The sequence below is a fragment of the Streptomyces sp. NPDC048018 genome, assembly GCF_043202995.1.
Taxonomy (GTDB): domain Bacteria; phylum Actinomycetota; class Actinomycetes; order Streptomycetales; family Streptomycetaceae; genus Streptomyces.
In genome coordinates this window covers 65,531-92,021 of record NZ_JBIDBK010000002.1, presented here as the reverse complement: position 1 = coordinate 92,021, position 26,491 = coordinate 65,531, and the positions used below count along the sequence as shown (strand labels likewise).

The window sequence follows — 26,491 nt, the reverse complement described above, 5'->3', positions numbered from 1 at the left end:
CACGATCCTGATCACCGCCCACCTCCCACGGGCAGCCGTGCGGCGAGCCGCCACACGCCGTCCACCGGCCCCGCCTGGGCCGTACCGCCGAGCAGCCGGGCCCGCTCGGCGACGCCGCGCAGCCCGCGGCCCCCGTCCGGGCGGGCCACCGGCACCGCGCCGGGCAGCGGATTCTCCATCGTGATCTCCAGTTCGTCCCCCGACAGCGCGACCCGCGCCGTCACCGTCTCCTCCCGTGCGTGGCGCACGGCATTGGTCAGGCCCTCCTGCACGATCCGGTAGGCCTCGCGCGACACCGGCTCCGGCAGCCTCGCCAGATCCCCGCGGACGGTCAGGGCCACCCGCGGCCCGGCCCCCCTCACCAGCGCGTCGAGCGCGTCCAGACCGGGCGCCCCGAGGTCACCGTCGTCCTCGCCCCTGCGCAGCAGACCGAGCACGGAGTCGAGCTCGCCGACCGTGCGGCGGGTGGTCTCCTCGATGGCCGTGAGCGACTCCCGTACGAAGTCGAGGTCGGCGCTCCCGTCTCGGCGGGCGCTCGCGTCCAGGACCCGCCGGGCCGCTCCCGCCTGGAGGGTGACGGCGCTCAGCGCGTGCCCCACCGAGTCGTGCAGTTCGCGGGCGAGCCGGTTGCGTACGGCCAGTTCGGCGGCGCGCCGCTCGGCCGCGGCGAGCCGGTCGGCCGCGCTCGGCCCGAGCAGCCGGGTCGCGGCACCGGCCAGCAGCGCCCCGGCCGCCGCCGCGGCGGCGGCGAGGCCGAGCAGCATGAGGACGCCGAGCGGCAGCCCGGCCCAGCTGAGCCAGGGCCGGTCCAGGCCCCAGAAGCCGCCGAAGTCGGAGGCCCGCAGCTCCGCCGAGAACGGCAGCGCCGCCACGGCGAACGCGAAGGGCGGCAGTGCCAGCGACGCGCCGCTGACGAGCGCTCCCACACCGAGGTGCAGCGTGTACCAGCCGACCGTACGGGCCTTCGCCGCACGTCCGCGGGCCGGGCCGGCCGCGAAGCGCTCGCCCGGCACCCCGCACAGGGCCCGGGCCGCCGCCACCGACATCGGACGGGTCAGCGGGAAGAGCGCCGTGACCGAGGCCAGCGGCAACCCGACGGCGTAGGCGGCGAACTGGGCGGCGAGGCTGCCCCCGAACGTCGGCCCACCGCCGGTGACGGAGCCGACGGCGACGGTGCCCACCAGCCAGTACGGCATGAACAGGGCACCGCCCAGGACGAGATGGAGCCACCGCCGCCGGGCCCGCTGCCCGAACAGGGCGCCGCCGAGCCGTCTCATGCCGTCCGGCTCCGCCGGCTCACGACCACGGCCAGGCAGCCGGCCAGCAGGAACCCGATGATCATTTCGCCAGCGTAGGCGCTGACCATGGGGATCGTCGGCTCTTTCCCGCCATCGGTCTGCGGCATCAGCGCGACCAGCGTCATGTACGCGCCCCAGCACCCGGCCGCACCCGAGCCCACCCAGGCCGCCGCCAGCGCGGCGCGCAGCCGCAGACCGGCCGGACGGCGCAGGGCGAGGGCGAGACCGGCGAGGCAGGCGACGAGCAGGAGGACGGCGCGCAGGACGTCGACGACCGCCTTGTCGGGGTCGTAGCCGTCGGCGTAGTCGGGGGCGAGCCCCCACGTCGCGCCGGCGGCCCACAGGACGTGGAGGGTGACCGGTGCCAGGGCGAGCACGGCGGCCGCGACCGTGCAGGCGCGGACGGCCGGCCCGCTCACGTCGGCGGGCAGCTCGCCGAGGCGGCCGGCCCAGACGTGGCCCCAGCGGTCCCGGGCGTAGAGGACGAAGAGGATGCCGAGGCTCAGGCCCTGGACGATGAAGCCCCCGTAGACGACGGGGAAGACCCAGGTGTCGAGGAAGTCCGGCACGGGCGCGGCGGCCGGGCTGGTGTCGGCCGTGGCGAAGAGGGACACGACGAGCTGGGCCGGGTAGCCCGCCATGATCGGGGCGATCAGGCCGGTCGCCGCCCACACCGGGAGGAGCAGCAGCCAGGCCCGCACCCGCAGGCCCCACGGGCGGGTCAGGAGCAACGCGAGCAGCACGACGACCGCGTCGGCGATCACGGAGGCGCCGTTGGCGACGCGCATCGTCGTCGGATGGTCGAGCAGGACGCTGCCCTCGGGGATGCCGACCGTGCTGCCGGCCACCCAGGCGACCTTGAGGACGATGTACGGGAGGCAGCCGAGAGCGGCCAGGCCGCCCAGCGTCCGGCGGAGCGGGCTCGCGGGAGCGGCGGGTGCCGCGGTGGGGACGGGAAGCGTCGGTGTCGTCATGCCCCCACCCTCGTGCCGGGGTCCGCCCCGGCACCTCCTGCCTGACGACGAACCCCCTCCGCCGCGCGGGGGAGACGGTCCGCCGTGCGGGATCACGCCGTGACCGGCCGCGGGGGAGGGGAGGGTCTCCTGGCGGCGCCCCGTACGGAGGGAGCATGGCGGGTGCGGGACCGGGGCCCCGCCCCGTAGCGGATCAGAGCCGGCGGGTCGCGAGGGCGAGCCGGTCGCGGGCGTCGAACAGGGCGTCCTTGATGAGCTGTTCGTGGCCCGGGGTCAGCCGGGCCACCGGCACCGAGCAGCTGACGGCGTCGCGCGACGGGGTGCGGTACGGGATCGCGATGCCGAAGCAGCGCAGGCCCAGGGTGTTCTCCTCGCGGTCCACCGCGTACCCCTGTTCGCGGATGGCGCGCAGCTCCTCGATCAGCTGCTCGCGGTCGGTGACCGTGTGCTCGGTCAGCGCGGGCAGCGTCTCCGGGAGCAGCTTGCGGACCTGCTCGTCGCTGTGGGTGGCGAGCAGCGCCTTCCCGAGGGAGGTCGAGTGGGCGGGCAGCCGGCGTCCGACCCTGGTGAACGGGCGCAGGTAGTGCTGGGACTGGCGGGTCGCCAGGTAGACCACGCTGGTGCCGTCGAGCCGGGCGAGGTGGATGGTCTCGGTGGTGTCGTCGGAGAGCCGGTCGAGGGTGGGCCGGGCGGCGGCCACCACCTCGTCGCCGTCGATGTACGAGGTGCCGACGAGCAGTGCGCGCACCCCGATGCCGTACCGGGTGCCGGTCGCGTCCGTCTCGACCCAGCCGAGCTCGACGAGGGTGCGCAGCAGCATGTACAGGCTGGACTTGGGGTAGCCGACGGCCTCCTGGACGGCGGCGAGGGAGTGCATGCCGGGTCGCCCGGCGAAGTACTCCAGCAACTCCACGGTCCGCACCGCGGACTTGACCTGGGCCCCGCCCGCGTCGTTGGTCCCCATCGCCCTCGCCCCTCTCCGGGGGCGATCCGTCCGGAAGCCCCATGAAGCCTCTTGTGGAGACGGCTCGGCCGTCCCTAGAGTCCCGATGTCGGATTCACCTACAGGGACAGCGTTCAGAATAGCGAACAACGTGGGCGAGGGGCGTGTCGTGGCAGAACCAGTGTGGAGTGTGGACCCCCGGACGGGGAAGCCGCGAGAGCAGGTCGCGGTGGAGGCCACGGACGAGGAACTCGACCAGGCCGTACGGGCCGCGCACGCCGCCCGGCCCGCGCTCGCCGACCGCACCACCCGTGCCGCGCTGCTGCGCACCGCGGCCGACCTGATGGACGAGGCGTGCGATCACGTCGTCGAGGCGGCCGATGCCGAGACCGCTCTCGGACCGGTCCGGCTGACCGGAGAACTCGCGCGCACCACCGCGCAGTTGCGCTTCTTCGCCGACATCGTCGACGAGGGTGCCTTCCTCGACGTGCGGATCTCCCGCGCCGATCCCACCACCACGCCACCCACCCCCGACCTGCGGCGCATGAAGATCCCGCTCGGGGTCGTCGCGGTCTACGCGGCAAGCAACTTCCCCCTCGCCTTCTCCGTCCCGGGCGGAGACACCGCGAGCGCACTCGCCGCCGGCTGTCCCGTCGTCGTCAAGGCGCACCCCGACCACCCGGCCACCTCCGAGCTCTGCGCCTCCCTGCTGCGCCGGGCCGCCGTCAGCACCGGACTCCCCGAGGACGTCGTCTCCCTGGTGCACGGCTTCGAGGCCGGCGTCCGACTCGTCCGCCACCCGCTGGTCGCCGCCGCCGGCTTCACCGGCTCGGTGCGCGGCGGACGGGCGCTCTTCGACGCGGCCACCGCCCGCCCGGTCCCCATCCCCTTCCACGGCGAACTCGGCTCGCTCAACCCGGTGGTGATCACCGAGGCGGCGGCCGGGGAACGGGCCGAGGAGCTCGGCGCGGGACTCGCCGCCTCCATGACCCTCGGGCAGGGACAGTTCTGCACGAAGCCCGGCCTCGTCCTCGCACCGGCCGGAGAGGCCGGCGACCGGTTCGTCACGGCCCTCACGGCCGCCGTGAGCGAGACGGAGCCCGGCGTGATGCTCGACCGGCGGATGCGCGGCGCCTTCCTCGACGGCGTCCGCGAGCGGGCCGCGCTGCCCGGTGTGACCGCGTCCGTCACCCCCGGAGCCGGCGGCGAACACACGGTCAGCGCCGGGGTGCTCACCGTCGACGCGGGGCTGCTCGCCGAGGGGCGGGGGGAGCCGCTCCTGGAGGAGTGCTTCGGGCCGCTGACGATCGTCGCGCGCTACGGCTCGCGCGAGCAGCTCTCCGCCGTCCTCGGTCCGCTGCCCGGCAACCTCACCGCCACCCTGCACATGGCAGACGATGACCCGGAGGCCGCCTCGCTGCTCGCCGAACTCACCCCGCTCGCCGGCCGGGTGCTCGTCAACGGCTGGCCGACCGGCGTGGCCGTGGCGGAGGCCCAGCACCACGGCGGCCCCTACCCGGCCACCACCTCGCCCTTCACCTCGGTCGGCGCCACCGCGATCGAACGCTGGCTGCGGCCGGTCGCCTACCAGTCGACCCCGCAGCACCTGCTCCCCCCGGAACTCCGGGACGACGCCCCGCGGGGCGTGCCGCCGCGCCGGCCTCAGTGAGGGATCCGCACCACGATCCTCCCGGTGTGCGTGTTCGACTCCATCAGCCGGTGGGCGTCGGGCCGCGACTCCAGACGCTCGACGATCTCCGCGATCACCGGCGCCGGCGAGCCGTCGCGCAGCCCCGAGCCGATGAGACCGCCCCTCCGGGCGCGCCCCTCGGCGGTCCGGACCACCGCGCCGTCGGCGTAGCCGCGCACGGTCAGCGGCCACTGCACCGGCACCTCGGCCGGTGGTCCAGTCGGCCGGAGGGCACCGCGGTGCCCTCCCCGCGCACCCCTGGACGGTCGAGGAGCTGGGCGCCCTCGGCGGGCTCTCCCGCGCCGCCTCCGCCCGCCGCTCGACCGCCCTGGTGGGCCTGCCCCCGCTCGCGTACCTCACCTGGCGGCGGATGACGACGGCCGGCCGGCCGCTCCGCACCGACGACCGGCCCTACACGCGGGAGCGGTGGCGCGGCAGGCGCAGCGAGGCGAGCGTGGTGAGAGCGAGCAGGACCGCGCTGATCAGCAGCGAGACGCGCAGGCTCGACTCCACGCCGGCGGCGGCGAAGGAGCCGAAGACGGCGATGGCCAGGGCGCCCGCTGTCTGCCGGATCGCGTTCAGCAGGCCCGCCGCCGTGCCCGCCCGCTCGGCCGGGACGGCCTCCAGCATCGAGGCGATCAGCGGGGGCAGGGAGAAGCCGGCCCCCAGCGCCAGCGGTACGAGCAGCAGCGCCTGCGCCGCGAGCGGGGTGCCCGCGTCCACCGTCAGCAGGCCGAGCAGCCCGGCCACCGCCACCACCTGGCCCACCACGATCGGCAGCCGGGCACCGTACCGGGCCGCGACGCGGGCCGACAGCACGTTCACCCCGGCGAGCAGCGCGGTCATCGGCAGGAACATCAGGCCGGCGCCCAGTGCCGACAGGCCCAGGACCTGCTGGAAGAAGAGGCTGAAGACGAAGATCATGCCGTAGAACGCCACGCTGTTCGCCGAGCCCGCCGACACCGCCACCAGGACCGTCCGGTCGCGGAAGAGCCCCAGCGGCACCATCGGGTGGGTCCGCCGCGCCTCCACGACGAGGAAGGCGGCGAAGCAGAGCACCGCGACGCCCAGCGCCCACCACGCGCGCGCCCCGCCCTCGATGGCGGCGAAGGTCAGCGCGCCGAGCGCGACCACGGCCGTCAGCTGGCCCGGCAGGTCGAGCGGCGCGGGCCGGCGGGCCGAGCGGGCCACCCGGGTGAGAAGGACCAGCGCGAGCAGGCCGAGCGGCAGATTGATGAAGAAGATCCCGCGCCAGCTCCACGCGGTGGTCAGCGCCCCGCCCGCGACCGGGCCGAGCGCCACGGCGACCGTGCCGCCCGCCGCCCACAGCGACACCGCGCGCGCCCGCCGCGCCGGGTCCCCGTAGGCCTCACGGACGAGCGCGAGGGAGGCCGGCAGCATCACGGCGGCCGCGACGCCCTGCACCGTACGGGCCGCGAGGAGGGCGGGGAGGCCCGGGGCCAGGCCGCAGGCGGCTGAGGCCAGGGTGAAGACGACGACCCCGGCGCCGTAGGCCCGGCTCGCGCCGATCCGGTCGGCGAGCGCGCCGCTCGACAGCAGCAGGGCCGCGAAGGCCAGTGTGTAGGAGTCGACCACCCACTGGAGGCCGGACATGCCGGCCCGCAGGTCGGCGCCGATCGCGGGCAGCGCCACGTTCACGACCGAGGTGTCGAGCGTGATGAGGGCGAAGCCCAGCATCGCGGCGGCGAGGGCGGGACCGGGGGAGGGCGCGGCGGAGGGCACGGGGGAGCGGGCGGCGGTGCCGGCCGCGTCAACGGGGGTGCGGGCGAGATCGGTTGGGCTCATGCGCCCAGCTTCGTGAGCGAGCCGGCCGTACAGTAGTGGCCTGAATGCCATATGCCCGGAGGTTCTGGCCATGTCCCGTGTCCGGCGCGTCGCCGTCATCGCCGCCCCGCCCGTCTCGATGTTCAACCTCGCCATCCCGGAGATGCTGTTCGGCAAGGTCGAGGTCGACGGCGGCCCCGGCTACGAGACCGTGATCTGTGCGCCCGACCCCGGGCCCGTCACCACGAGCGGCGGTCTCGACCTGCACGTCCCGCGCGGCCTGGACGCCGTCGAGGACGCGGACACCGTGATCCTGGCCGGCAGCGGCAGCTACCACGATCCCGACCCGCGCATCATCGACACGCTGCGCCGGGCCGGCGCGGCGGGCAAACGGATCGCGTCCATCTGCACCGGCTCCTTCGCGCTCGCGGCCGCCGGACTCCTCGACGGCCGCGCGGCCACCACCTACTGGGCCTACCGCGAACTCCTCGCCGAACGGCACCCCGCCGTCGACCTCCAGGACGACGTGCTCTTCGTCCAGGACGGCCCGGTGCTGACCTCCTCCGGCTACGCCGCCGGCATCGACCTGTGCCTGCACGTCATCCGTACCGACCACGGCGCCGCCGTCGCCAACACCGTCGCCCGGCTCGCCCTCGTCGCGCCCGTACGGCCCGGAGGCCAGGCCCAGTTCACGCTGACCCCGCTGCCGCCCGAGCGCGGCGCGTCCTTCGGCGCGACGCGCGCGTGGGCCATGGAACACCTCGACGAGCCGCTCACCCTGAGCGACCTGGCCCGGCACGCGGGGGTGTCCGTGCGCACGCTGTCGCGCCGCTTCCACGCCGAGACGGGGGTCAGCCCGCTCCAGTGGCTGCTCCACCAGCGCGTCGAGCGGGCCAAGGAACTGCTGGAGACCACCGCGCTGCCGATGGACCTGCTGGCGCGGGCGTCCGGCCTCGGCACGGCGGACTCCCTCCGCCAGCACGTGCTGCGCCGGACGGGACTCACCCCGAGTGCCTACCGGGCCACCTTCAGCCGCCTCGCGGGCGGGACCCCCGGATCCGCCGTGGCGCCCCGACCGGAAGCCGCGGCCCCGTCCCCGCCCCCGTCCCTGCCCGCCTCCCTGTCCGCGTCCCCGTCCCCGTCCCCTCTCCCGTCTCCGTCCGCGTCGGGAGCCGTGCCCGTGGCCTCCATGTCCCGGTAGTCCGTGACCGGCCCCCTCTCCGCCTCCGCACCGCGACCCCGGCCGGCCTCGACGCCGTCGCCGAGCTCCCTGCCGGGACCGGTCGCGCGGCCGGGGAGCACCGCCCGCCTGGAGGTGATCGACGCGAACGAGCGCGGATCGACGGGAACGAGCGCGCCGAGGCCCTCCACGCCGCCCGGAGCCGGATTCCGTACCCCGGCACCCCGGGCGGTGGCAACCAGGTGGTGCTCCGCCTCACACCGCCGTCCGCCGCGGAATGATTCCGGCGGGGCGGGACGTTCCCGTCACGGAACCCCCGCCCACCACCCCGTCCAGGAGAGAAGCCACACCATGCGCGTCGAGATCTGGAGCGACATCGCCTGCCCCTGGTGCTACATCGGCAAGGCACGCTTCGAGAAGGGGCTCGCGGCCTTCGCCCACCGCGACGACATCGAGGTCGTGCACCGCTCCTTCGAGCTCGACCCCAACCGCCCGAAGGGCGACTCCGGCCCGGTCCTGGAGATGCTCGCCAAGAAGTACGGCCGCACCCTCGACGAGGCCCGCGCCATGGAGGCCCACGTCGCCTCCAACGCCCGCTCCGAGGGTCTCGAGTACCGCACGGAGGGCCGTGACCACGGCAACACCTTCGACATCCACCGCCTGCTGCACCTGGCGAAGGACCGCGGCCGGCAGAACGAGCTCCTGGACCTCGCCTACCGGGCCAACTTCGCCGAGGAGCGCTCGGTCTTCGACGCCGAGACCCTGGTGACCCTCGCCGTGGAGGCCGGTCTCGACGAGACCGAGGTCCGTACGGTGCTCGCCGACGGGACCGCCTACGCGGACGCCGTGCGCGCCGACGAGCGCGAGGCCGCCGAACTGGGCGCCAACGGCGTGCCGTTCTTCGTCCTCGACCGGAAGTACGGGGTCTCGGGCGGGCAGCCCGCCGAGGTCTTCACCCAGGCCCTGGAGCAGGCCTGGGCCGGCCGCAGCCTGCAGCCGGTCGGCGGGGACGCCGCCGCCTGCGACGTCGACGGCACCAACTGCTGAACCGGCCGCCCGACCGGCCGCGCAGGACGCGGCTCCGGGGACTCCCCGTGATCGCCGCCGATTGACGGAAGATCGCGGGGAATCCAGGCTGGGCGCATGGATTCCCTGGAGCCCCTGGGCGGAGCCGAGTTCGCCCCCACGTCGACGTATCTGAACACCTCCGCCTGCGGCCTGCTGCCCCGCCGCACGATCGAGGCGGTCGTCCTCCTCGCCGAGGAGACCGCGGCCGGCCGGGCCGAGGGCGCCGGCAGCTTCGGCATCGTCGACGAGGCCCGGGCCGCCTTCGCCCGCCTCGCCCACGTCACCCCCGACCGGGTCGCGGTCGGCAGCTCGGTCTCCGTGCACGTCGGCATGGTGGCGCAGTCCATGCCGGCCGGCGCGGAGATCCTCATTCCGGAGGGCGAGTTCTCCTCCGTCATCACCCCGTTCACCGTCCGCGGCGACCTGAAGATCCGCTTCGTGCCGCTGGAGCGGCTCGCGGAGTCCGTACGGCCCGGGACCGGGCTCGTCGCCTTCTCCGCGGTGCAGTCGTCCGACGGGCGCACCGCCGACTTCGCCGCGATCCGCGCCGCCGCGGCCGCCCACGGCGCCCGCACCCTGCTCGACGCCACCCAGTCGGCGGGCTGGCTGCCGCTGTTCGCCGGGGACTGGGACTTCACCGTCTCCGGCGGCTACAAGTACCTGCTCTGCCCGCGCGGCGCGTCCTTCCTGACCGTCACGGAGGAGGCGCAGGACGCGCTGACGCCCATCCACGCCGGCTGGGTGACCGGCGAGGAGCTGTGGGTCAACAGTTACGGACCGGTGCGCGAACTGGCCCACTCCGCACGGCGGTTCGACGAGCCCCCGGCCTTCATGTCGTACCACGGCGCGGCCCGCTCGCTCGCCCTCCTGGAGGAGATCGGCATCGAGCGCATCGAGGCCCACAACAAGGCCCTCGCCGCCCGCTTCCGGGACGGGCTCCTCGCGCTCGGCCACGTCCCCGTCGCGGACGACTCGACGGTCGTCGGCATCCCCGGCCTCGGCGACCGCCGCGATGCGCTCGGTGAGGCGGGCGTCCTGCTCTCGGCCCGCGACGGCAAGCTGCGGGCCTCGTTCCACCTCTACAACTCCTCGGCGGACGTGGACCGGGCGCTGGAGGTCCTGGCCGGCTGACCCGCCCCCCGGCCGGGCGACCGGTGCCGCGACCGTCTAGAGCGCCGTCGCCACTCGGGGTGCCTCCGCCGGCTCCGGCGGCCCGGCCGGTTCCGTCCCGCACTCGCCCGCCTCGTGGCAGAGGTTCTCCTCCAGGCGGGCGAGCAGCCGGGCGAGGTCCGCGCGTTCGGCGGGGGTGAGACCGGTCAGGGAGTGCCCCTCCAGGTCGTGCCAGACGCCCTCGACGCGGGCGCGCAGCGCCTCGCCCTCCTCCGTCGCCTCGACGAGCACGGCCCGCCGGTCGGCCGGGTCGGGGCGGCGGCGTACGTGCCCGCACTGCTCCAGGCGCTGCAGCATCTTCGTCACCGTCGACGGGTCGAGTCCGAGCGACCGGATGAGGACGGACTGCCGCACCGGCCCGCAGTCCCACAGCGCCATCATCAGGAACTCCTGGCCCGGATAGAGACCCAGCTCCTTCAGTCGCCGACCCGCCGCGATCCGGTGCAGCCGGGCCACCCGGGACAGCGCGTGGCTCACCGGCCCGCCGCGGGCGGCTGAGGGCAGATGGTCCACCGGGGTGGTACAGAAGGGGTCGGTTCCGGACATCGCGGGCTCACTCCTCGGGCGCGGTCTCGTCATGCGAGCTCTTTCCCCAAGATTACCTTGGCTGGCCAAGTAAATGGGTTACAGTGGCGTCGCGGCCAGATAGTTGGCCGACCACATATTTCCTGAGGGGACAGCTATGACCACCGCCTTCGACCCCGTCGACCTCGCCGGCACCCGCCTCGTCAACCGCATCGCCATGGCGCCCATGACCCGGAGCCGGGCCGAGGCCGCACGCCGTGTCCCCACCCAGCTGACCGCCGAGTACTACGCCCAGCGCGCCTCCGCCGGCCTGATCATCACCGAGGGCGTCCAGCCCACGGCCGTGGGCCAGGGCTACCCCGCCACCCCCGGACTGCACAGCGCCGAGCAGATCGCCGCCTGGCGCGAGGTCACCGACGCCGTCCACGAGCGCGGCGGAAGGATCTTCGCCCAGCTGATGCACGCGGGCCGGATCAGCCACCCCGACGTCCTCGGCGAGGGCCTCCACCCGGTCGGCCCGTCCGCCGTCGCCCCCGCCGGGCAGCTCTTCACCGGGACCGGGCTCACCGACTTCGTCGCCCCGCGCGAGCTCACGGCCGACGAGGTGCGCGAGACGATCGAGGGCTTCGCCGCCGCCGCCCGCAACGCGGTCGAGGCCGGCTTCGACGGGGTCGAGGTGCACGGCGCCAACGGCTACCTCGTCCACCAGTTCCTCGCCACCGGCTCCAACCACCGTACGGACGAGTGGGGCGGCCCGGTCGAGAACCGCATCCGCTTCGCCGTCGAGGTCGTCAAGGCCGTCGCCGACGCCATCGGCCCCGAGCGCACCGCGCTGCGCATCTCCCCGGCCAACCCGTACAACGACATCGCCGAGAGCGACACCGACGAGCTCTACCCGGCCCTCGTCACCGCGATCGACCCGCTCGGCATCGCCTACCTGCACGTCACCGAGGCGGTGCCCGCGATCCGCGAACTGACCCTGGACCTGCGCAAGCGGTTCTCCGGCACCTTCGTGCTCAACCCGCACACCGAGGGCCCCACCGGCCCCGAGGCCCTCACCCTGATCGAGGACGGCACCGCCGACATCCTGGCGTACGGCGCCCTCTTCCTCGCCAACCCGGACCTGCCGGCCCGGCTCCTGGCCGGCGGCCCGTACAACACCCCCGACCCCGCCGGCTTCTTCGGCGGCGACCACCGCGGCTACACCGACTACCCGTCGCTGTAGCCTCCGCCGGGGCGGTCGCCGGGGCTACCAGGCCTCCGTGACCGCCCGGCCCGCGCCCTCCAGGTCCACCGTGCGGCCCGTCTCCGCGAGCGCCGTACCCAGCGCCGCCAAGGAGGAGCGCACCACGCCCGGGGCCGCGTCCACGCCGTAGTGGTTCACCCGGATCATCTCCTTGGCCAGCGTGCCGCCGCCCGCGATCAGCGGCAGCGACGGGTCCGCGGCCAGCGCCCTCGCCACCAGCTCGGAGGCGTCCACCCCGGCCGGCGCGCGCAGCGTCGTCGCGACCGGCGCCGCGTCCGCCGCCGCGTGCACGTACGGCTCCAGGCCGCCGCCCAGCGCCAGCGCACCCGCGCGGGTCGCCGCCGCGGCCGAGGCGTGCCGTGCCATCAGCGCGTCCAGACCCTCGGCCTCGATCCGCTCCATGCAGGCCTCCAGGGCCAGCATCTCCAACTGCGCCGGCGCGTGCAGCAGCGCCTTGCGGCCGCCGTCGATCCAGCGCTCCTTCCAGTCCAGGAGGGACAGGTACGAGCGGCGCGGCGCGGCCGGGTTGGCGGCGAAGCGCTCCCAGGCCCGCTCGCTCACCGACACCGCGGAGACGCCCGCCGGGCCGCCCATCGCCTTCTGCGCGCCGATGATGCACATGTCGACGCCCCACGCGTCCGGCAGCACCGGCTCGGCGCCGATCGACGCCACCGCGTCCAGGTAGAACAGCGCGTCGTGCGCCCGCACCACCTCGCCGATCTCCGCGACCGGATTGGTGTTGCCCGTCGCCGCCTCCGCGTGCACCAGCGACACGAAGTCGATCTCCGGGTGCTGCTCGAAGGCCCGCGCCACCTGCTCGGCCGTCACCGCGGTGTGGAACGGCACCTCCAGGTCCACGACCGTGGCGCCGCAGTCCCGCAGCCAGTTGCCGAAGGTCTGCCCGTACGGACCGGTGACGACGTTCAGCGCCGTCGAGCCCGCCCGCGCCCCGCTGCGGATGCAGCCCTCCAGCGGCAGCAGCGCCTCGCCCTGGGTGATCACCACGTCCTGCTCGGTGGAGAGCAGCGCGGCGACCCGCCGCTCGATCGACGCGAACTGCGCGGCGGTCAGCGGGGCCAGGTCCAGAAGCGGGTGTGTCACGGTCACGGCGGTGCCTTCTTCGGGGTCGAACGCGTGGTGCGTACATCGGGATCGGGCTGGTGCCAGCGTACGGGCTCGGACCCGCCGCCCCGCGGGCCGCCCGGACCGCCGCACGCCACGGTCGGCGGGACACCCGCACCGCCGCCCGCCCCGGTCCCGGGACCGTCCGCCGTCACGGCGCCGTCCGGAACGTGTCACAGGGCGCGCACCGCCGGGCTCCGCCGCTTCCCCCGGCGCCGGGTCGGTGGGATGTTGCGGCCGGAGCGGCCCGCAGGGGCCGCCGGAGGAGACGGGGTGGACAGCATGGTGCGGAGCAACGGCAGAACCGGCGGAACCGGCGGAACCCACGGAGCCGGCCGTACCGGCGCGAACGGCCGGACCCGGGCGCGCCGGACGGCCCTGGTCGCCGCGGCGCTCGCCGTCACCGGGCCGCTGGCCCTCGGCGCCGTGGGCACCGCCGGAGCCGCGGCCGGGCCGGGGACGGCCGCCGTACCGGCGGCGGTGCGGGCGGCCGCCGGGTCCGGAGCGCCGCGGCCGGCCGCGGACCGCCCGATCGTCTTCGCCCGCTACAGCGCGGCGGCCTCCATCGAGGACCTGTACGCGATCGCCCCGACCGGCGGCGCCCCCGTCAAGCTCACCCACACCCCCACCGTCAGCGACGTGATGCCGAGCTGGTCGCCCGACGGCAAGCGGGTGGCGTTCCTCCGCTACGGGGCCGGCGGCGCGATCGACGGCATCTGGACGATGAAGAGCGCCGGCGGCGACCTGAAGCCCGTGCCCGGCACCGAGGGCGCATCCGACCCGGCGTGGTCCCCGGACGGCAAGCGGATCGCCTACTCCAGGCCGGCCGGCAGCCAGCGCGAGATCTACGTGGCCGACGTCGACGGCACCCCCGCCACCCGGCTCACCCACACCGCGGCGGACGAGTTCCACCCGACCTGGTCCCCGGACGGCGGGTCCCTCGCCTACAGCCGCGCGGACGCGTCGGGGAACAGCAGACTGATGCGGATCCAGCTGTCCACCCTCGTCCAGACCCCCGTCACCCTGGCCGGCTCCCACGACTGGACGCCCGACTGGTCGCGCGGCAACCGGATCGTCTTCAGCCGGGTGGACTCCTCCGGCTTCGCCCACCTCTACGTCGTCCGCCCCGACGGCGCGGGAACGCACCGCATCACCTCGGCCCGCGCCCACGACAAGAACCCCTCCTGGGCGCCGGACGGCAGGCGTCTGGTCTTCACCCGCGGCGGCACCGACGACGCCGACCCCGAGCACCTCTTCCTGGTCCGGGCCGACGGCAGCGGGCTCACCCAGCTCACCAAGGCCGACACGCACGACCTGCAGGCCGACTGGCGCCCGTAGGAGAGCGGACGGGCACCGCGTGAACGTGACGGACATCGCCGCCCGGGTCCCGGGCGGCGGCTCGTAGAGTGCGGGTATGAGCGATCACGTGGTGCTGCGGGTGAAGGGGCGGGTGCTCGTCGGCCCGGAGGACGTCCGGGACGAACTGTGGTGCGTGGACGGGCGCGTCACCTTCGAGCGGCCCCCCGGCCCGGCCCGGGACGTCCTGACCGTCGAGGGCTGGGTGCTGCCCGGTCTCGTCGACGCCCACTGCCACGTCGGACTCGACCGGCACGGACCCGTCGACGAGGCCACCGCCGAGAAGCAGGCCCTCACCGACCGGGACGCCGGCACCCTGCTCATCCGTGATGCGGGCTCGCCCTCCGACACCCGCTGGATCGACGCGCGGGAGGACCTGCCGAAGATCATCCGGGCGGGCCGGCACATCGCCCGCACCCGCCGCTACATCCGCAACTACGCCCACGAGATCGAGCCGGACCAACTCGTCGCCTACGTGGGCCGGGAGGCGCGGCGCGGCGACGGCTGGGTCAAGCTGGTCGGCGACTGGATCGACCGCGACCTCGGCGACCTGGCCCCGTCCTGGCCGCGCGCCGAGGTCGAGGCGGCCATCGCCGAGGCGCACCGGCTCGGCGCCCGGGTCACCGCGCACTGCTTCGCCGAGGACTCGCTGCGCGACCTGGTCGAGGCGGGCATCGACTGCATCGAGCACGCGACGGGCCTCACCGAGGAGACCATCCCGCTCTTCGCCGAGCGCGGGGTCGCCATCGTCCCCACGCTCGTCAACATCGCGACCTTCCCGCACCTCGCGGACGGCGGCCAGGAGAAGTTCCCGCGCTGGTCGGCCCACATGCGCCGGCTCCACGAGCGCCGTTACGACACGGTCCGTGCCGCCTGGGACGCGGGCATCCCGGTCTTCGTCGGCACCGACGCGGGCGGCTCCCTCGCGCACGGGCTGGTCGCCGCCGAGGTCGAGGAGCTGACCAAGGCGGGCATCCCCGCCCTCGACGCCCTCTCGGCCACCGCCTGGCGCGCCCGCTCCTGGCTCGGGCGCCCGGGTCTGGAGGAGGGCGCCCCGGCCGACCTCGTCGTCTACGGCGAGGACCCGCGCGCCGACGTCCGGGTCCTCGCGGCGCCCCGGCGGGTGATCGTCAACGGCCGGGTGATCGGCTGAGCCGGGCCGGTCGCGGCGGGCTGTACGGCCGGGTCGTGACCGGCGGGCGGCGAGCCGTGCGGCCGGGCGGGGCGCGCCCGGGGCCATGGGTGGCCGGGCGGCTGGTCCTGGGCCGGGCATGTGGTCCTGGGCCGGCATGTGGTCCTGGGCCGTGAGGCCACCGCCGGGCGTCCTGGGCCGGGCCGGGCGTCCTGGGCCGGGCCGGGTGGTCCCGGGCCGGGCGGCCACCGCCGGGCGCACAGCCCGCCGGGGCCACGGCCGGGCTCCGGTCAGGCCCTGCTGTAGAAGGCCAGCCGCGCCTCCTTCGCCGGGATGAACACCTCGGGCAGGTCCACCTCCGGCAGCACGACCTCCGGGCCCAGCTCGAACCCGGCCCGCACGAGCCGGGCGATCGCCTTCTCGTTGGCGGCGTCCGGCTCGCCCACGATCCGGGTGCGCCCGGTCAGCGCGAAGTCGATCAGCGCCGTGAGCAGCCCCTCCGTGAAGCCCCGCTCAGGGGCGGCCGAGGGCGCGACGAACAGGTGCACGCCGATGTCGCCCGGCCGTGCCTCGTAGCACTCGGAGACCCGGTCGGCCTCGGGGTCGTAGGTCTGGAAGATGCCGACCGGCTCGTCGTCCCGGTGCACCAGGAAGCCGTGATGGGTGGTGAGCGAGTCGAGGTGCGCGTAGATCTCCCGCACCTGCTCGACGCTCGTGCCGTGCATGCCCCAGAAGCGGGCGCGCTCCTCGTTCACCCAGCCGTGGACGAGTTCGGCGTGGCGTTCCGGGTCGATGCGGTCGACGCGGACGGTTCCGAAGCCCTCGACGGCCTGGACGTGCTCAGTTCTGCTCATGGTCTTCCTTCACGAGGTCGTTCCAGTCGGTGACGACGGGGGCGAGTTCGCCCCGCAGCCAGAGGGGGAGCTGGTCGCGGTGGTGCGGGTCGCCCGGCACCCCGGAGGCGCCGAACGGCACGACCCACAGGCTCCGTTCGCGGTCCGCCAGGTCCCACACGTAGCGGGCGGCGGACGCGCGGGCGCTGCGGTCGGTGAAGCCGGGGACGCTGGACGTCGACAGCACGCAGTCGTGGTCGCCGGCGAGGCCCGGCCACCGGGCGTCCGCGGTGCCGTCGGCGTCCGGCAGCGCCTGCCAGGGCGCCAGCCGGTGCGTCACACCCCAGGCGGGCGGGGGGTCGCCGGCCCCGACCTCTTCCAGCGCCTCGCGCACGATCCGGCGTACGTCCCCGGGCGGCACGGGTCCGGCGACGAGCAGCGTCTCCAGGGCGTACGCGACCCGCGCGCCGAGCGCGAGCCAGGGCCGGAACACCTCGGGACAGGGCTCCGGTTCGCGCAGGGCGGCGAACGCCTCGTGCGCGGCGAGCCGGCGGACGACCGCTCCGCGCACCGCCGCGTAGAGACCGGCGTCCGTGCTGTCGGCCGCCATCCGCCGGTCCCAGGCGAGCAGCGTGCCGCGGACGGCACGGGCCGCGGCGGACAGCCCGTCCTCGTCCGCCTCCTCGACCGCCCGGAGCAGCCGGCGCGCGGACGGGTTGTCGGTGTCGGTGTGGACGGCGGCCGTCGCGGCGGGCGTCCAGGACGTGGAGGCGTCCAGCAGCGCGGCGATCCGCCCGGCCCGGTGGGACGGGGCGAACTCGACGCCCAGCGGCGCGGCGAGCCCCCGCGCGTTGGCCATCACCGCGTATCCCCCGACCTCGGCGCGGGGGGTCGGCGCGGGTTCCGGCGCCCAGTCGTGCCCCGCGTCCCAGGCGGGCACGACGCGCAGGGAGTTGGCCCGGTCGCGCACGGGCACCCATCCGGCGACCCGGTGCAGCAGCCCGCCGTCGGCATCGGCGGCCTGGACGACGTTGACGGGTTCGACCCAGCGGTCCTGTGCCCGGTCCACGTCCGCCACGGTGCGCGCGGCGAGCAGCGCGGGCAGCGCGGAGAAGCCCAGTTCGCCGGTGACACGCGGCGGGTGGCGCAGGCTGATCGCCTGCCACTCGACGACGTCGCCGAGGGCCTCGCCGGCGGAGGCACCGGCGGGTTCCGGGCCGGCGGCCGCCGCCCGGCCGTCGCCCCCGGCACCGATGATCACCGGACCGCGGGCCGTCTCGACCACCTCGACACGGACCGGTGCGTCCGCGTCCTTCACGCGCACCGACTCGGTGTGTGCGGAGGCCGGTTCCCAGCCCTCCGGGCCCAGGGCCTCGACGCGGCCGTCGGGGTGGCGGCGCAGCCGCTCGCGGTAGAGGTCCTGGTAGTCGGCCATCGCGTTGGTGATGGCCCAGGCGACCCGGCCGGTGTGGCCGAAGTGGGCGAGGCCGGGGATGCCGGGGACGGCCAGGCCGAGGACGTCGTACTCGGGGCAGGCGAGCCGGATCTGCTGGTAGACGCCGGGCGCCTCGACGAAGCGGTGCGGGTCGCCGGCGACGAGCGGTGCGCCGCTCGCGGTGCGGCTGCCGGAGACGACCCAGCCGTTGGAGCCGGCGGTGCCCGGGCCGTCGGTGGCGAAGAGCTCCGTCCACTCCTCGCCGAGCCGCCGCGCGACCTGTTCCCGCCATAGCTTGGTGGGGAATCCGGCGAAGAGGATGTGGGTGGAGAGCCACACCGCGAGCGGGGTCCAGGGTTCCCAGCGGCCCGGCCGCAGGCCGGTGCGGGCGAATTCCGGCGCGCGGGCGGCGCCGGCCGCCAGGCCCTCGTTGACGCCGTCCACGTAGGCACGGACCCACGCCGCCGTGTCCGGATCCAGCCGGTCGTGGCAGCGGCGCGCGGTGTCGGCCAGCCGTGCCTGGCGGACGAAGGTGTCCCAGCCGGTCTCCGCCGCGCCGAGGAACGCCGCCGTCGTGCCCCGGGCCCGGTGCCGCTCGACCTCCAGCTGCCAGGCCCGGTCCCGGGCGGTCACCAGGCCCTGGGCGCGGGCGAGTTCACGGGGGTCGGCGGCGCGCAGATGCGGGACGCCCCAGGCGTCCCGGTGGACCTCGATGCTCACGGCGTACCGCCCCGATCGGCTCATGGTTTCTTAGGTTAGGCTGACCTAAATTAACCTACAGGACGTCCGGGGGGCGCTGCGGGTGGTGCCGGACCCGGACGGGGGGCGCTGGTCCCGGACGGGGAGGGTGCCGGCCCCGGACGGGGAGGGCGCCGGCCTCGGACGGGGGGGTGTGGGCCCCGGACTGTTCCGCCGCGGGGTCCCGGGTCCGCGCCGGCGGCGGCGCGCGGGGTGCGGCAGGTTGACGGTCCGTTACCCCGGCCCAGCGCCTGTCGTTTTCACTTTTCGCAGGTGGGCGCCCTGACCTCCGGTGGCACCGCTACGCACGGGGCGGGCGAGAACGCCTGTGTCGAAAGATTCGAAAATGAGCGCGGAAACCACCCTTTGGGGTGAACTCACGCCGGGTGTCTGCCGGTTCACCCACAGTGCGTAAAGATTCCGGTGTCTCAAGTCGCCGACGCCGCGCCGACCCACAGTCCCCGTGGCGAGCGGCCGGCGACGCCATGTCTCTCGTGGGGGTTCCACGTCGTGAACAGCAACACCTTCCGCCTGCCCGCACGCCGCACCGCCGCCGCGGCCGCCGTCGCCGCCCTGGCCGTCGGCCCCCTGGCCCTCGCGGTCCCGGCCGCCCACGCCACGGGCGGCACCGCGGGCGACGGCGGCGAAGGCCACGCCACCGCGGTCGTCCTGCGCACCACCCTCGACGTCGACCTGCTCGACAAGACGGTCGACGTGCCCGTGCGCGCCTCCCTCAACGAGGTCGAGGCGCCGGCCAGCGCCGGGAAGACCGCGCTCAGCGTGAAGGTGCAGGGAGCCGAGGAAGGACAGCCCGTCGACATCCTCAAGGCGGACGTCGCCACCTCCGAGGCGACCGTCGAGGGGACCACCGCCAAGGGCTACGTCAACCTGGCGAAGGCCCGTATCCACGTCCCCGGGCTTCCGCTCCTCTCCCTGATCGAGCTGGAGAAGGTCACCTCCAAGGCCGTCTGCGAGGCGGGCAGGCACCCGGTCGCCGAATCCAACCTGCTCGGCCACGTCACCGTCCTCGGCAAGAAGACCACCCTGTCGACCGCCGGACAGACCAAGGTGGCCGTGCCCGGCGTCGGAGAGGTCGTGCTCGACCTCTCCCGCACCTCCACCACCTCCCGCACCGCCGCCGCCACGGCGCTCGAACTGTCGGTGGAGGTCAACCCGCTCAAGCTCAACGTCGCCGAGGTCAAGGGCAGGATCACGCTCGCCGAGGCCACCTGTGCGACCCCGGCCGGAAACAGGCCGACCCAGCGGCCCAGCGAGCAGCCCACGCAGCAGCCCACCCAGCAGCCCACGACACGGCCCAGCCACGGCACCGGTGTGACCACGAACAACGGCGGCACCACACCCACCGGGAATCTCGCCGAGACCGGCGGCAGCTCCACCACCCCCTACCTGGCCGGCGGAGCGATCGTCCTGCTCGGGGTGGGCGGCGGAGCCCTCGTCCTGGCCCGCGGCCGGGCCCGCGCCCGCGGCTGACCGGCCCGAGGGGACCACGGACCGGGGGGTCGAGGGGAACGGCAGAGGGGCGGTGCCGCGGACGGCACCGCCCCTCGTCCCCGCCGGTGAGCTCCGGTCAGCCCAGCAGCAACAACGCCTGGTCCAGTGCCTGCAGGAAGCGGTTCGTCGTCACCCGGTCCCGCACCGCCAGCCGCAGCCAGTTCCGGTCGAGCCCCGGGAAGGTGTCCCCGCGCCGCGCCGCGAAGCCCAGCGACCGCAGCCGCTCCCGCACCGCGTCCGCCCGCTCGATCCGGACCAGCACGAACGGCGCCTCGGCCGCCGCCACCGCCCGCACCTCGTCGAACTCCGCGAGGCCCGCGAGCAGGTGCGCCCGCTCCACACCGATGCGGTGCGCCGCCTCCTCCGCCTCCATGAGCGCCAGCGGCGCCATGCAGGCCTCCGCCGCCACCAGCGCCGGCGTCGACACCGGCCACAGCGGCTGGACCCGCTCCAGGGCGGCGACGGTCTCCGGCTCGGCCAGTACGTAACCGATCCGCAGCCCGGCGAGGCCCCACGTCTTCGTCAGACTGCGCAGCACCACCAGACCCGGCACGTCCGTCCGCGAGGCCAGCGACTCCCGCTCGCCCGGTACCGCGTCCATGAACGCCTCGTCCACCACCAGCCACCGTCCGGGCCGGGCGAGCGCCGCGATCGCGGCCGCAGGGTGCAGCACGGAGGTCGGGTTGGTCGGATTGCCGATCACGACGAGATCCGCGTCCTCCGGCACCGCCGCCGGATCCAGCCGGAACCCGTCCTCCTCGCGCAGCAGCACCCGCTCCACCTCGTGCCCGGCGTCCCGCAGTGCGGCCTCCGGCTCGGTGAACTGCGGATGCACCACGACCGGACGCCGCACCGGCAGCGCCCGCGCGAGCAGCACGAACGCCTCCGCGGCGCCCGCCGTGAGCAGCACCCGGCGGGCCGGCAGATCGTGCCGTTCGGCTACGGCCGCCCGCGCCGCCCGGCCGTCCGGATATGCCGCGAGGCCCGTGAGGGAGTCGGCGATGCGCTGCCGCAGCCACTCCGGCGGTGTGTTCGTCCGCACGTTCACCGCGAGGTCGGTCAGCTTCTCGTCCCGGACCTCGGCGTCGCCGTGGTGTCTGAGATCGTGCGCGTCAGCAGAAGTGTGGGTGTCCATGGCCGCCGTCGTGTGGGGGGTGGGGATGGGGATGGCGCGTGTGGGGGATGTCTGGCGCTCGCCACCGATGTACCCGTGAGTATCGGGCAACAACCGTACGCTTGGGGAGACTTCGTTCGGACGAAGTGGTACGGATCGGGCAATGGCGCAGGTCACACGCCTGCTCTTCCGCTTCGGCACCAGCAGCACCGCACCCGGCCCGGCCCCGCGCAGCGCCGCCGCCTCCGCCACCGACGGAGTGCCCGTCGCCGCCAGCGCCGGCGCCGCCGGATGCGGCACCTCCACCGCCGCGAGTTCCGCGCTCCCGAACGCCCGCACCGGCACCCCGAGCCGGGCCGCCGCCCCGGCGATCCCCGGCTCCGCGGCCCGCACGTCGAGCGTCGCGAGCGCCAGCACGCTCCCGGCGGCCGGTCCCGCCTCCCGCAGCGCCGCCCCGACCAGGTCGAGCACCTCGTCCGCGCCGACCCCCGGCCGGGCGCCGACACCGACCACGACCGGCGCTCCGAGGTGCGCGGGAGAGCCGTGATCGGATAGCAAAGGCCCATGGCTGTAGTCGTCGCGCTCGGCGCGTTCCTCATGACGCTGTTCGGCGGCTGGACGGCCCAGCGCGTCACCGACCGCCGCCACCTCGTCCTCGGTCTGGCCGGCGGACTCATGCTCGGCGTGGTCGGACTCGATCTGCTCCCCGAGGCCCTGGAGGCCGCCGGCGAGAAGGTCTTCGGCGTCCCCGAGGCCCTGCTGCTCTTCGTCGGCGGCTTCCTCTTCGCCCATGTGGTGGAGCGCCTCCTCGCCGTCCGCCGCGCGGCCCACGGTGTCGAGGCCGGGGACCGCGTCCCGCAGGTCGGCCTCACGGCCGCGGCGGCCATGGTCCTCCACAGCCTCATGGACGGCATCGCGCTCGGCGCGGCCTTCCAGGTCAGCGGCGGCATGGGCGTCACCGTCGCGCTCGCCGTCATCACCCACGACTTCGCCGACGGCTTCAACACGTACACGATCACGACGCTCTACGGCAACGCCCGCCGCAAGGCCGTCGCCATGCTCGTCGCCGACGCCGCCGCCCCGGTGGCCGGTGCCGCCCTCGCGACCCTGTTCACCCTTCCGGCCGAACTCCTCGGCGCCTATCTCGGCTTCTTCGGCGGTGCCCTGCTCTACTTCGCCGCCGCGGAGATCCTCCCCGAGGCCCACCACGAACACCCCGCCCGCACCACCCTGCTGTGCACGGTGGCGGGCGTGGCCTTCATCTGGCTCGTGGTGGGTCTCTCCGGCGGCTGAGCTCACCCGCAGCGCTCCACGAAACGCGCGGCGACCGCCGGCGCTCCCGCCCAGTGGGTGTGCACGTAGCTGGCGTGGACCCCGCCCTGGACGAAGCCCTCGACCCGCGGCTCCGGCTGCCGCAGCCCCCACGCCGGCTGCGCTCCGGCGCCCGGCTCGATGACGGTGCGGTGGAACTCGTGCCCCCGCAGCCGCGTCCCGGCGGGCGCGAGCACGCCGTCGCTCACGGCGACCGCGTCGCGGTACCCGAGCGTGAGCCGCGGGGACATCCGGGCCTCCGCGTCGAGCACCCCGCACATCGGGTGCCCGTCCAGCGACCGCGCGAGGTAGAGCAGCCCGGCGCACTCGGCGGCGACCGGCGCGCCGGACGCGGCGAGCTCGGCGACCGCCTTGCGCAGCGCCTCGTTGGCGGACAGCTCCTCGCCGTACATCTCGGGGAACCCGCCCCCTATGACGAGCCCGCGCGTCCCCTCCGGAAGGGCCTCGTCCCGGAGCGGGTCGAAGGCCACGACCTCGGCGCCCGCGGCGGTGAGCAGCTCCGTGTGCTCGGCGTACGAGAACGTGAACGCCGCCCCGCCGGCCACGGCGACGACGGGCCTGTGGCCCGGCCCGTGCGCGGCCAGCGGCCCGGTGGCGGCGCCGGCGTCGCCCGGGCCCCCGGCGTCCTGCGGAACGCCGTGCCGCGACGCGGCGGCGTCCCAGGGTTCGGCGTGCAGGTCCGGCGCGCTCCGTGCGAGCGCCAGCAGCCCCTCCAGGTCGCACCCCTGACGCACCTGCTCCGCCTGCGCCGCCACCGCCTCGACGGCGGCCGCCTGCCGCTCGGCGACGGGCACCAGACCGAGGTGCCGCGACGGCGTGGCGACGGCGGGCGCGCGCCGCAGGACGCCGAGCACCGGCACCCCCGACTCCTCCAGCGCCTCCCGCAGCAGCGTCTCGTGCCGGTCGGTGGCGACCTTGTTGAGGATCACCCCGCCCAGCCGCACCTCCGGGTCCCAGGACGCGAAGCCGTGCACGAGCGCGGCGACCGACCGGGACTGCGAGGAGGCGTCCACGACGAGCACCACCGGCGCCCGCAGCAGCTTCGCCACCTGCGCCGTGGAGGCCAGTTCGCCCTGGCCCGCGGCCCCGTCGTACAGGCCCATCACGCCCTCGACGACCGCCAGGTCGCAGCCCCGCGCGCCGTGCGCGAAGAGCGGAGCGATCTGCTCCGTGCCGCACATGTACGCGTCGAGGTTCCGGCCCGGGCGGCCGGTGGCGAGCGCGTGGTAGCCCGGGTCGATGTAGTCCGGGCCGACCTTGTGCGGGGAGACCGCCAGACCACGGCCGGCGAACGCGGCCATCAGGCCCGTCGCGACCGTGGTCTTGCCCGCGCCCGAGGACGGGGCGGCGATGACGAGACGTGCTACCACTCGATGCCCCGCTGGCCCTTCTGACCCGCGTCCATCGGGTGCTTCACCTTCGACATGTCGGTCACCAGGTCCGCGAAGTCCAGCAGCTCCTGCGGGGCGTTGCGGCCGGTGATGACGACGTGCTGCCGACCCGGACGGTCCCGCAGCACCTCGACCACCTCCTTGGTGTCGATCCAGCCCCAGTGCAGCAGGTAGGCGAACTCGTCGAGGACGTAGAACGCGTACTTCTCCTCGGCGAGGTCCCGCTTGACCTGCTCCCAGCCCTCGCGCGCCTTCTCCTCGTGCGACTGCTCGCCCTCGGCGACCTCGCGCTGGATCCAGGACCAGCCCTCGCCCATCTTGTTCCAGACGACCGTGCCGCCCTTGCCGGTCTCACCGAGCGCCTTCAGGGCGTTCTCCTCGCCGACCCGCCACTTGGCGGACTTGACGAACTGGAACACCCCGATCGGCCAGCCCTGGTTCCAGGCGCGCAGCGCCATGCCGAAGGCGGCGGTGGACTTCCCCTTGCCGACGCCCGTGTGCACCATCACCAGCGCACGGTTGCGACGCTGACGGGTGGTCAGACCGTCGTCCGGAACGACGGTCGGCTGTCCCTTAGGCATTACGCGGCCCTCCTGGCGCCAGAGTGGTTGCCTTGTACGTCCCTGACGAGCCCGGCGATCGAGTCGGCCCGCAGCTCGTCCAGGGTGACGGCGGTGCCGTCCAGTTCACGGGCGAGGTTCCCGGCGAGGCCGAGCCGCACCGGTCCCGTCTCGCAGTCCACGACCACCGCGGCCGTGCCGTCGGCGGCGTGCAGGCGCGCCGCGCGCGCGGCCAGCGCCACCGGGTCGGCTCCGCCGCCGGTCGCCCGGCCGTCGGTCACGACGACCAGCAGCGGGCGGCGCGAGGGGTCGCGCAGCCGCTCCACGCGCAGCACGTCGTGCGCCTTGAGCAGGCCGGCGGAGAGCGGCGTACGGCCCCCGGTGGGGAGCTGTTCGAGCCGGGCCGCGGCCGCGTCCACGGACGAGGTGGGCGGCAGCGCGACCTCCGCGGCCCGGCCGCGGAAGGTGATCAGGCCGACCTTGTCGCGCCGCTGGTAGGCGTCGAGCAGCAGGGACAGGACCGCGCCCTTGACGGCGCTCATCCGCTGCCGCGCCGCCATCGAGCCGGAGGCGTCGACGACGAACAGGACCAGATTGCCCTCCCGGCCCTCCCTGGTCGCCTGCCGCAGGTCGTCCCGGCGCACCACCAGGCCCGGGCCCGAGCGCCCGCGCGCCCTCTGGTGCGGGGCTGCGGCCTGCACCGTCGCGGCGAGGTGGAGCTTGGTCAGCGCGCCCCTCGGGCGGACCGCGCCGGTGGTCCGGCCGTGCTCGGTACGGGCCCGGGACCGGCGCCCGGCCGCGCCCTCGCCGAGCCCGGGCACGCTGAGCATCTTCGTACGGAAGGGCTCGGCCGCCTTGACGGCGGTGCGCTCCCCGGCGTCGCCCCCGCCGTTTTGGGGCGCGGGTGCGGGGGAGTTCCCGGGGGCGTCCGCGGGGGCGTCGGAGGCGTCCCCGGGCGCGGGCCCGTCCCCCTGCGGCGGAACACCCCCGCCGCCACCGCCGGGACCCCCGTCGCCCGGGCCCTGCGGGTCCGGGTCGTCGTCCGGCTCGTCGTCGCCCCTGAACCGCTCCAGGGTCTCGTCGAGCTTGTCCTGGTCGAGGCCGGGCGCGTCGAAGGGATTGCGCCGGCGCCGGTGGGGGAGGGCCAGCAGGGCGGCCTGGCGCACGTCGTCGGAGGTGACCTCCGTGCGTCCCGCCCAGGCCGCGAGCGCGGTCGCCGTCCGGGCCATCACGATGTCGGCGCGCATGCCGTCCACCTCGAAGGCGGCGCAGGTCGCCGCGATCTGCAGCAGCACCGCGTCCCCGAGCGTCACCTCCGGCAGCAGCGTCCGCGCGGCGACGATCCGCCCGCGCAGCGCGGTCTCCTCCTCGGCCCAGCGTGCGGCGAAGGCGGCCGGGTCGTCCTCGAAGGCGAGCCGCCGGCGCACGACCTCCACCCGCTGCTCGGGCTCCCGGGAGGCCGCGACCTCCACGGTCAGCCCGAAGCGGTCGAGCAGCTGCGGCCGCAGCTCGCCCTCCTCGGGGTTCATCGTGCCGACCAGCAGGAAGCGGGCGGCGTGCCGGACGGAGACCCCCTCGCGCTCGACGTACGAGGAGCCCATGGCGGCGGCGTCGAGCAGCAGGTCGATGAGGTGGTCGTGCAGCAGGTTGACCTCGTCGACGTACAGGATGCCCCGGTGCGCGGCGGCGAGGAGCCCCGGCTCGAAGGCCTTCACGCCCTCCGCGAGCGCCCGCTCGATGTCCAGCGCGCCGACCAGCCGGTCCTCGGACGCACCGACCGGCAGCTCGACCATCCGCGCGGGCCGCGCCTCCCGCGCCCCCTCGCCGTGCGGGCCGTCCGGGCAGCCGGGGTCGGGCGAGGCCGGGTCGCAGCTGAAGCGGCAGCCCGCGACCACCGCGACCTCCGGCAGGAGCTCCGCGAGCGCGCGGACCGCCGTGGACTTGGCGGTGCCCTTCTCACCGCGGACGAGCACACCGCCCACCGCGGGGCTGACGGCGTTCAGCAGCAGCGCGAGCCGCAGGTCGTCCATGCCGACGACGGCGGTGAACGGAAAGCGGGTACTCATCGGGCGGTCACTCCTTCGAGT

At 75.3% G+C, this 26,491-nt stretch carries 22 protein-coding genes; 9 read left to right on the top strand and 13 right to left on the bottom strand.

Translation table 11 applies throughout. The features are described from left to right. Positions 1-11: 11 nt before the first annotated feature. From ACGF1Z_RS06255 to ACGF1Z_RS06245, 3 genes are all read right to left on the bottom strand, one after another. The gene (locus ACGF1Z_RS06255) at positions 12-1,277 is read right to left on the bottom strand and encodes a sensor histidine kinase (protein ID WP_393000545.1); all 1,266 of its coding nucleotides are present in this window, start codon (positions 1,275-1,277) and stop codon (positions 12-14) included. Next, a complete protein-coding gene (locus tag ACGF1Z_RS06250; protein WP_393000543.1) occupies positions 1,274-2,272 on the bottom strand; it encodes a hypothetical protein in 999 nt (332 codons plus the stop codon). Before ACGF1Z_RS06250 ends, ACGF1Z_RS06255 begins: the two co-directional genes overlap by 4 nt. 193 nt (positions 2,273-2,465) lie before the next feature. Further along, complete coding sequence (locus ACGF1Z_RS06245; protein ID WP_393000541.1) at positions 2,466-3,236, bottom strand: IclR family transcriptional regulator; 771 nt, start codon at positions 3,234-3,236, stop codon at positions 2,466-2,468. Between the two features lie 85 nt (positions 3,237-3,321). Between ACGF1Z_RS06245 and ACGF1Z_RS06240 the strand changes: the two genes are divergently transcribed. Continuing rightward, entirely contained in the window at positions 3,322-4,884 is a 1,563-nt protein-coding gene (locus ACGF1Z_RS06240; RefSeq protein WP_393000539.1) for an aldehyde dehydrogenase (NADP(+)), read from the top strand. Here the strand turns inward: ACGF1Z_RS06240 and ACGF1Z_RS06235 are convergent. Both ACGF1Z_RS06235 and ACGF1Z_RS06230 read right to left on the bottom strand, forming a co-directional pair. Beyond that, positions 4,878-5,102, bottom strand: a complete 225-nt coding sequence (locus ACGF1Z_RS06235) for a hypothetical protein (RefSeq protein ID WP_393000537.1) — start codon at positions 5,100-5,102, stop codon at positions 4,878-4,880. The genes ACGF1Z_RS06240 and ACGF1Z_RS06235 overlap by 7 nt on opposite strands. A 214-nt stretch (positions 5,103-5,316) precedes the next feature. Then, entirely contained in the window at positions 5,317-6,711 is a 1,395-nt protein-coding gene (locus tag ACGF1Z_RS06230) for an MFS transporter (RefSeq protein WP_393000535.1), read from the bottom strand. Between the two features lie 70 nt (positions 6,712-6,781). Here ACGF1Z_RS06230 and ACGF1Z_RS06225 point away from each other — a divergent pair, with 70 nt between their 5' ends. The 3 genes from ACGF1Z_RS06225 to ACGF1Z_RS06215 all read left to right on the top strand — a co-directional run bounded on the left by ACGF1Z_RS06225 (position 6,782) and on the right by ACGF1Z_RS06215 (position 10,069). Continuing rightward, on the top strand, positions 6,782-7,891 hold the full coding sequence (locus ACGF1Z_RS06225; protein ID WP_393000533.1) for a GlxA family transcriptional regulator: 1,110 nt from the start codon (positions 6,782-6,784) through the stop codon (positions 7,889-7,891). A 330-nt stretch (positions 7,892-8,221) separates the two neighbouring features. Beyond that, complete coding sequence (locus ACGF1Z_RS06220) at positions 8,222-8,917, top strand: DsbA family oxidoreductase (protein ID WP_393000531.1); 696 nt, start codon at positions 8,222-8,224, stop codon at positions 8,915-8,917. A gap of 96 nt (positions 8,918-9,013) precedes the next feature. Beyond that, positions 9,014-10,069, top strand: coding sequence for an aminotransferase class V-fold PLP-dependent enzyme (locus tag ACGF1Z_RS06215; RefSeq protein ID WP_393000529.1), 1,056 nt, complete (start codon positions 9,014-9,016; stop codon positions 10,067-10,069). 36 nt (positions 10,070-10,105) lie between these two features. On the opposite strand, the gene ACGF1Z_RS06210 is transcribed toward ACGF1Z_RS06215, so the two are convergent. Next, entirely contained in the window at positions 10,106-10,654 is a 549-nt protein-coding gene (locus ACGF1Z_RS06210) for a MarR family winged helix-turn-helix transcriptional regulator (protein ID WP_393000527.1), read from the bottom strand. A gap of 136 nt (positions 10,655-10,790) precedes the next feature. Between ACGF1Z_RS06210 and ACGF1Z_RS06205 the strand changes: the two genes are divergently transcribed. Then, positions 10,791-11,858 carry an alkene reductase gene (locus ACGF1Z_RS06205; protein WP_393000525.1) on the top strand — a complete coding sequence of 356 codons (1,068 nt, stop codon included), beginning with the start codon at positions 10,791-10,793 and terminating at the stop codon, positions 11,856-11,858. Between the two features lie 24 nt (positions 11,859-11,882). Here ACGF1Z_RS06205 and ACGF1Z_RS06200 read toward each other — a convergent pair whose 3' ends face one another. Next, complete coding sequence (locus ACGF1Z_RS06200; RefSeq protein ID WP_393002391.1) at positions 11,883-12,980, bottom strand: pyridoxal-phosphate-dependent aminotransferase family protein; 1,098 nt, start codon at positions 12,978-12,980, stop codon at positions 11,883-11,885. A 294-nt stretch (positions 12,981-13,274) separates the two neighbouring features. Here ACGF1Z_RS06200 and ACGF1Z_RS06195 point away from each other — a divergent pair, with 294 nt between their 5' ends. Together ACGF1Z_RS06195 and ACGF1Z_RS06190 are read left to right on the top strand one after the other, a co-directional pair. Further along, complete coding sequence (locus ACGF1Z_RS06195) at positions 13,275-14,339, top strand: hypothetical protein (RefSeq protein ID WP_393000523.1); 1,065 nt, start codon at positions 13,275-13,277, stop codon at positions 14,337-14,339. A gap of 76 nt (positions 14,340-14,415) precedes the next feature. Beyond that, positions 14,416-15,510 carry an amidohydrolase family protein gene (locus ACGF1Z_RS06190; RefSeq protein ID WP_393000521.1) on the top strand — a complete coding sequence of 365 codons (1,095 nt, stop codon included), beginning with the start codon at positions 14,416-14,418 and terminating at the stop codon, positions 15,508-15,510. Between the two features lie 269 nt (positions 15,511-15,779). Here the strand turns inward: ACGF1Z_RS06190 and ACGF1Z_RS06185 are convergent, their stop codons facing one another. Beyond that, complete coding sequence (locus ACGF1Z_RS06185) at positions 15,780-16,343, bottom strand: GNAT family N-acetyltransferase (RefSeq protein ID WP_393000519.1); 564 nt, start codon at positions 16,341-16,343, stop codon at positions 15,780-15,782. Then, positions 16,330-18,501 (bottom strand): penicillin acylase family protein, encoded by a 2,172-nt coding sequence (locus ACGF1Z_RS06180; protein ID WP_393000517.1) that lies wholly within the window; start codon positions 18,499-18,501, stop codon positions 16,330-16,332. The genes ACGF1Z_RS06185 and ACGF1Z_RS06180 overlap by 14 nt, the downstream gene beginning before the upstream one ends. A 504-nt stretch (positions 18,502-19,005) precedes the next feature. Between ACGF1Z_RS06180 and ACGF1Z_RS06175 the strand changes: the two genes are divergently transcribed. Further along, positions 19,006-19,986, top strand: a complete 981-nt coding sequence (locus ACGF1Z_RS06175) for an SCO1860 family LAETG-anchored protein (protein ID WP_393000515.1) — start codon at positions 19,006-19,008, stop codon at positions 19,984-19,986. A 97-nt stretch (positions 19,987-20,083) separates the two neighbouring features. On the opposite strand, the gene cobC is transcribed toward ACGF1Z_RS06175, so the two are convergent. Further along, on the bottom strand, positions 20,084-21,634 hold the full coding sequence (gene cobC, locus ACGF1Z_RS06170) for an Rv2231c family pyridoxal phosphate-dependent protein CobC (RefSeq protein ID WP_393000513.1): 1,551 nt from the start codon (positions 21,632-21,634) through the stop codon (positions 20,084-20,086). 51 nt (positions 21,635-21,685) lie between these two features. Here cobC and ACGF1Z_RS06165 point away from each other — a divergent pair, with 51 nt between their 5' ends. Further along, positions 21,686-22,414 (top strand): ZIP family metal transporter, encoded by a 729-nt coding sequence (locus tag ACGF1Z_RS06165; RefSeq protein WP_393000511.1) that lies wholly within the window; start codon positions 21,686-21,688, stop codon positions 22,412-22,414. A 2-nt stretch (positions 22,415-22,416) separates the two neighbouring features. On the opposite strand, the gene ACGF1Z_RS06160 is transcribed toward ACGF1Z_RS06165, so the two are convergent. From ACGF1Z_RS06160 to ACGF1Z_RS06150, 3 genes are read right to left on the bottom strand one after another with little or no spacing between them, the layout of a single operon-like run. Continuing rightward, positions 22,417-23,823, bottom strand: a complete 1,407-nt coding sequence (locus tag ACGF1Z_RS06160) for a cobyrinate a,c-diamide synthase (RefSeq protein WP_393000509.1) — start codon at positions 23,821-23,823, stop codon at positions 22,417-22,419. Next, positions 23,817-24,425, bottom strand: a complete 609-nt coding sequence (gene cobO / locus ACGF1Z_RS06155; protein WP_393000507.1) for a cob(I)yrinic acid a,c-diamide adenosyltransferase — start codon at positions 24,423-24,425, stop codon at positions 23,817-23,819. Before cobO ends, ACGF1Z_RS06160 begins: the two co-directional genes overlap by 7 nt. Then, positions 24,425-26,470, bottom strand: a complete 2,046-nt coding sequence (locus ACGF1Z_RS06150) for a putative cobaltochelatase (protein WP_393000505.1) — start codon at positions 26,468-26,470, stop codon at positions 24,425-24,427. Before ACGF1Z_RS06150 ends, cobO begins: the two co-directional genes overlap by 1 nt. Positions 26,471-26,491: the final 21 nt, after the last annotated feature.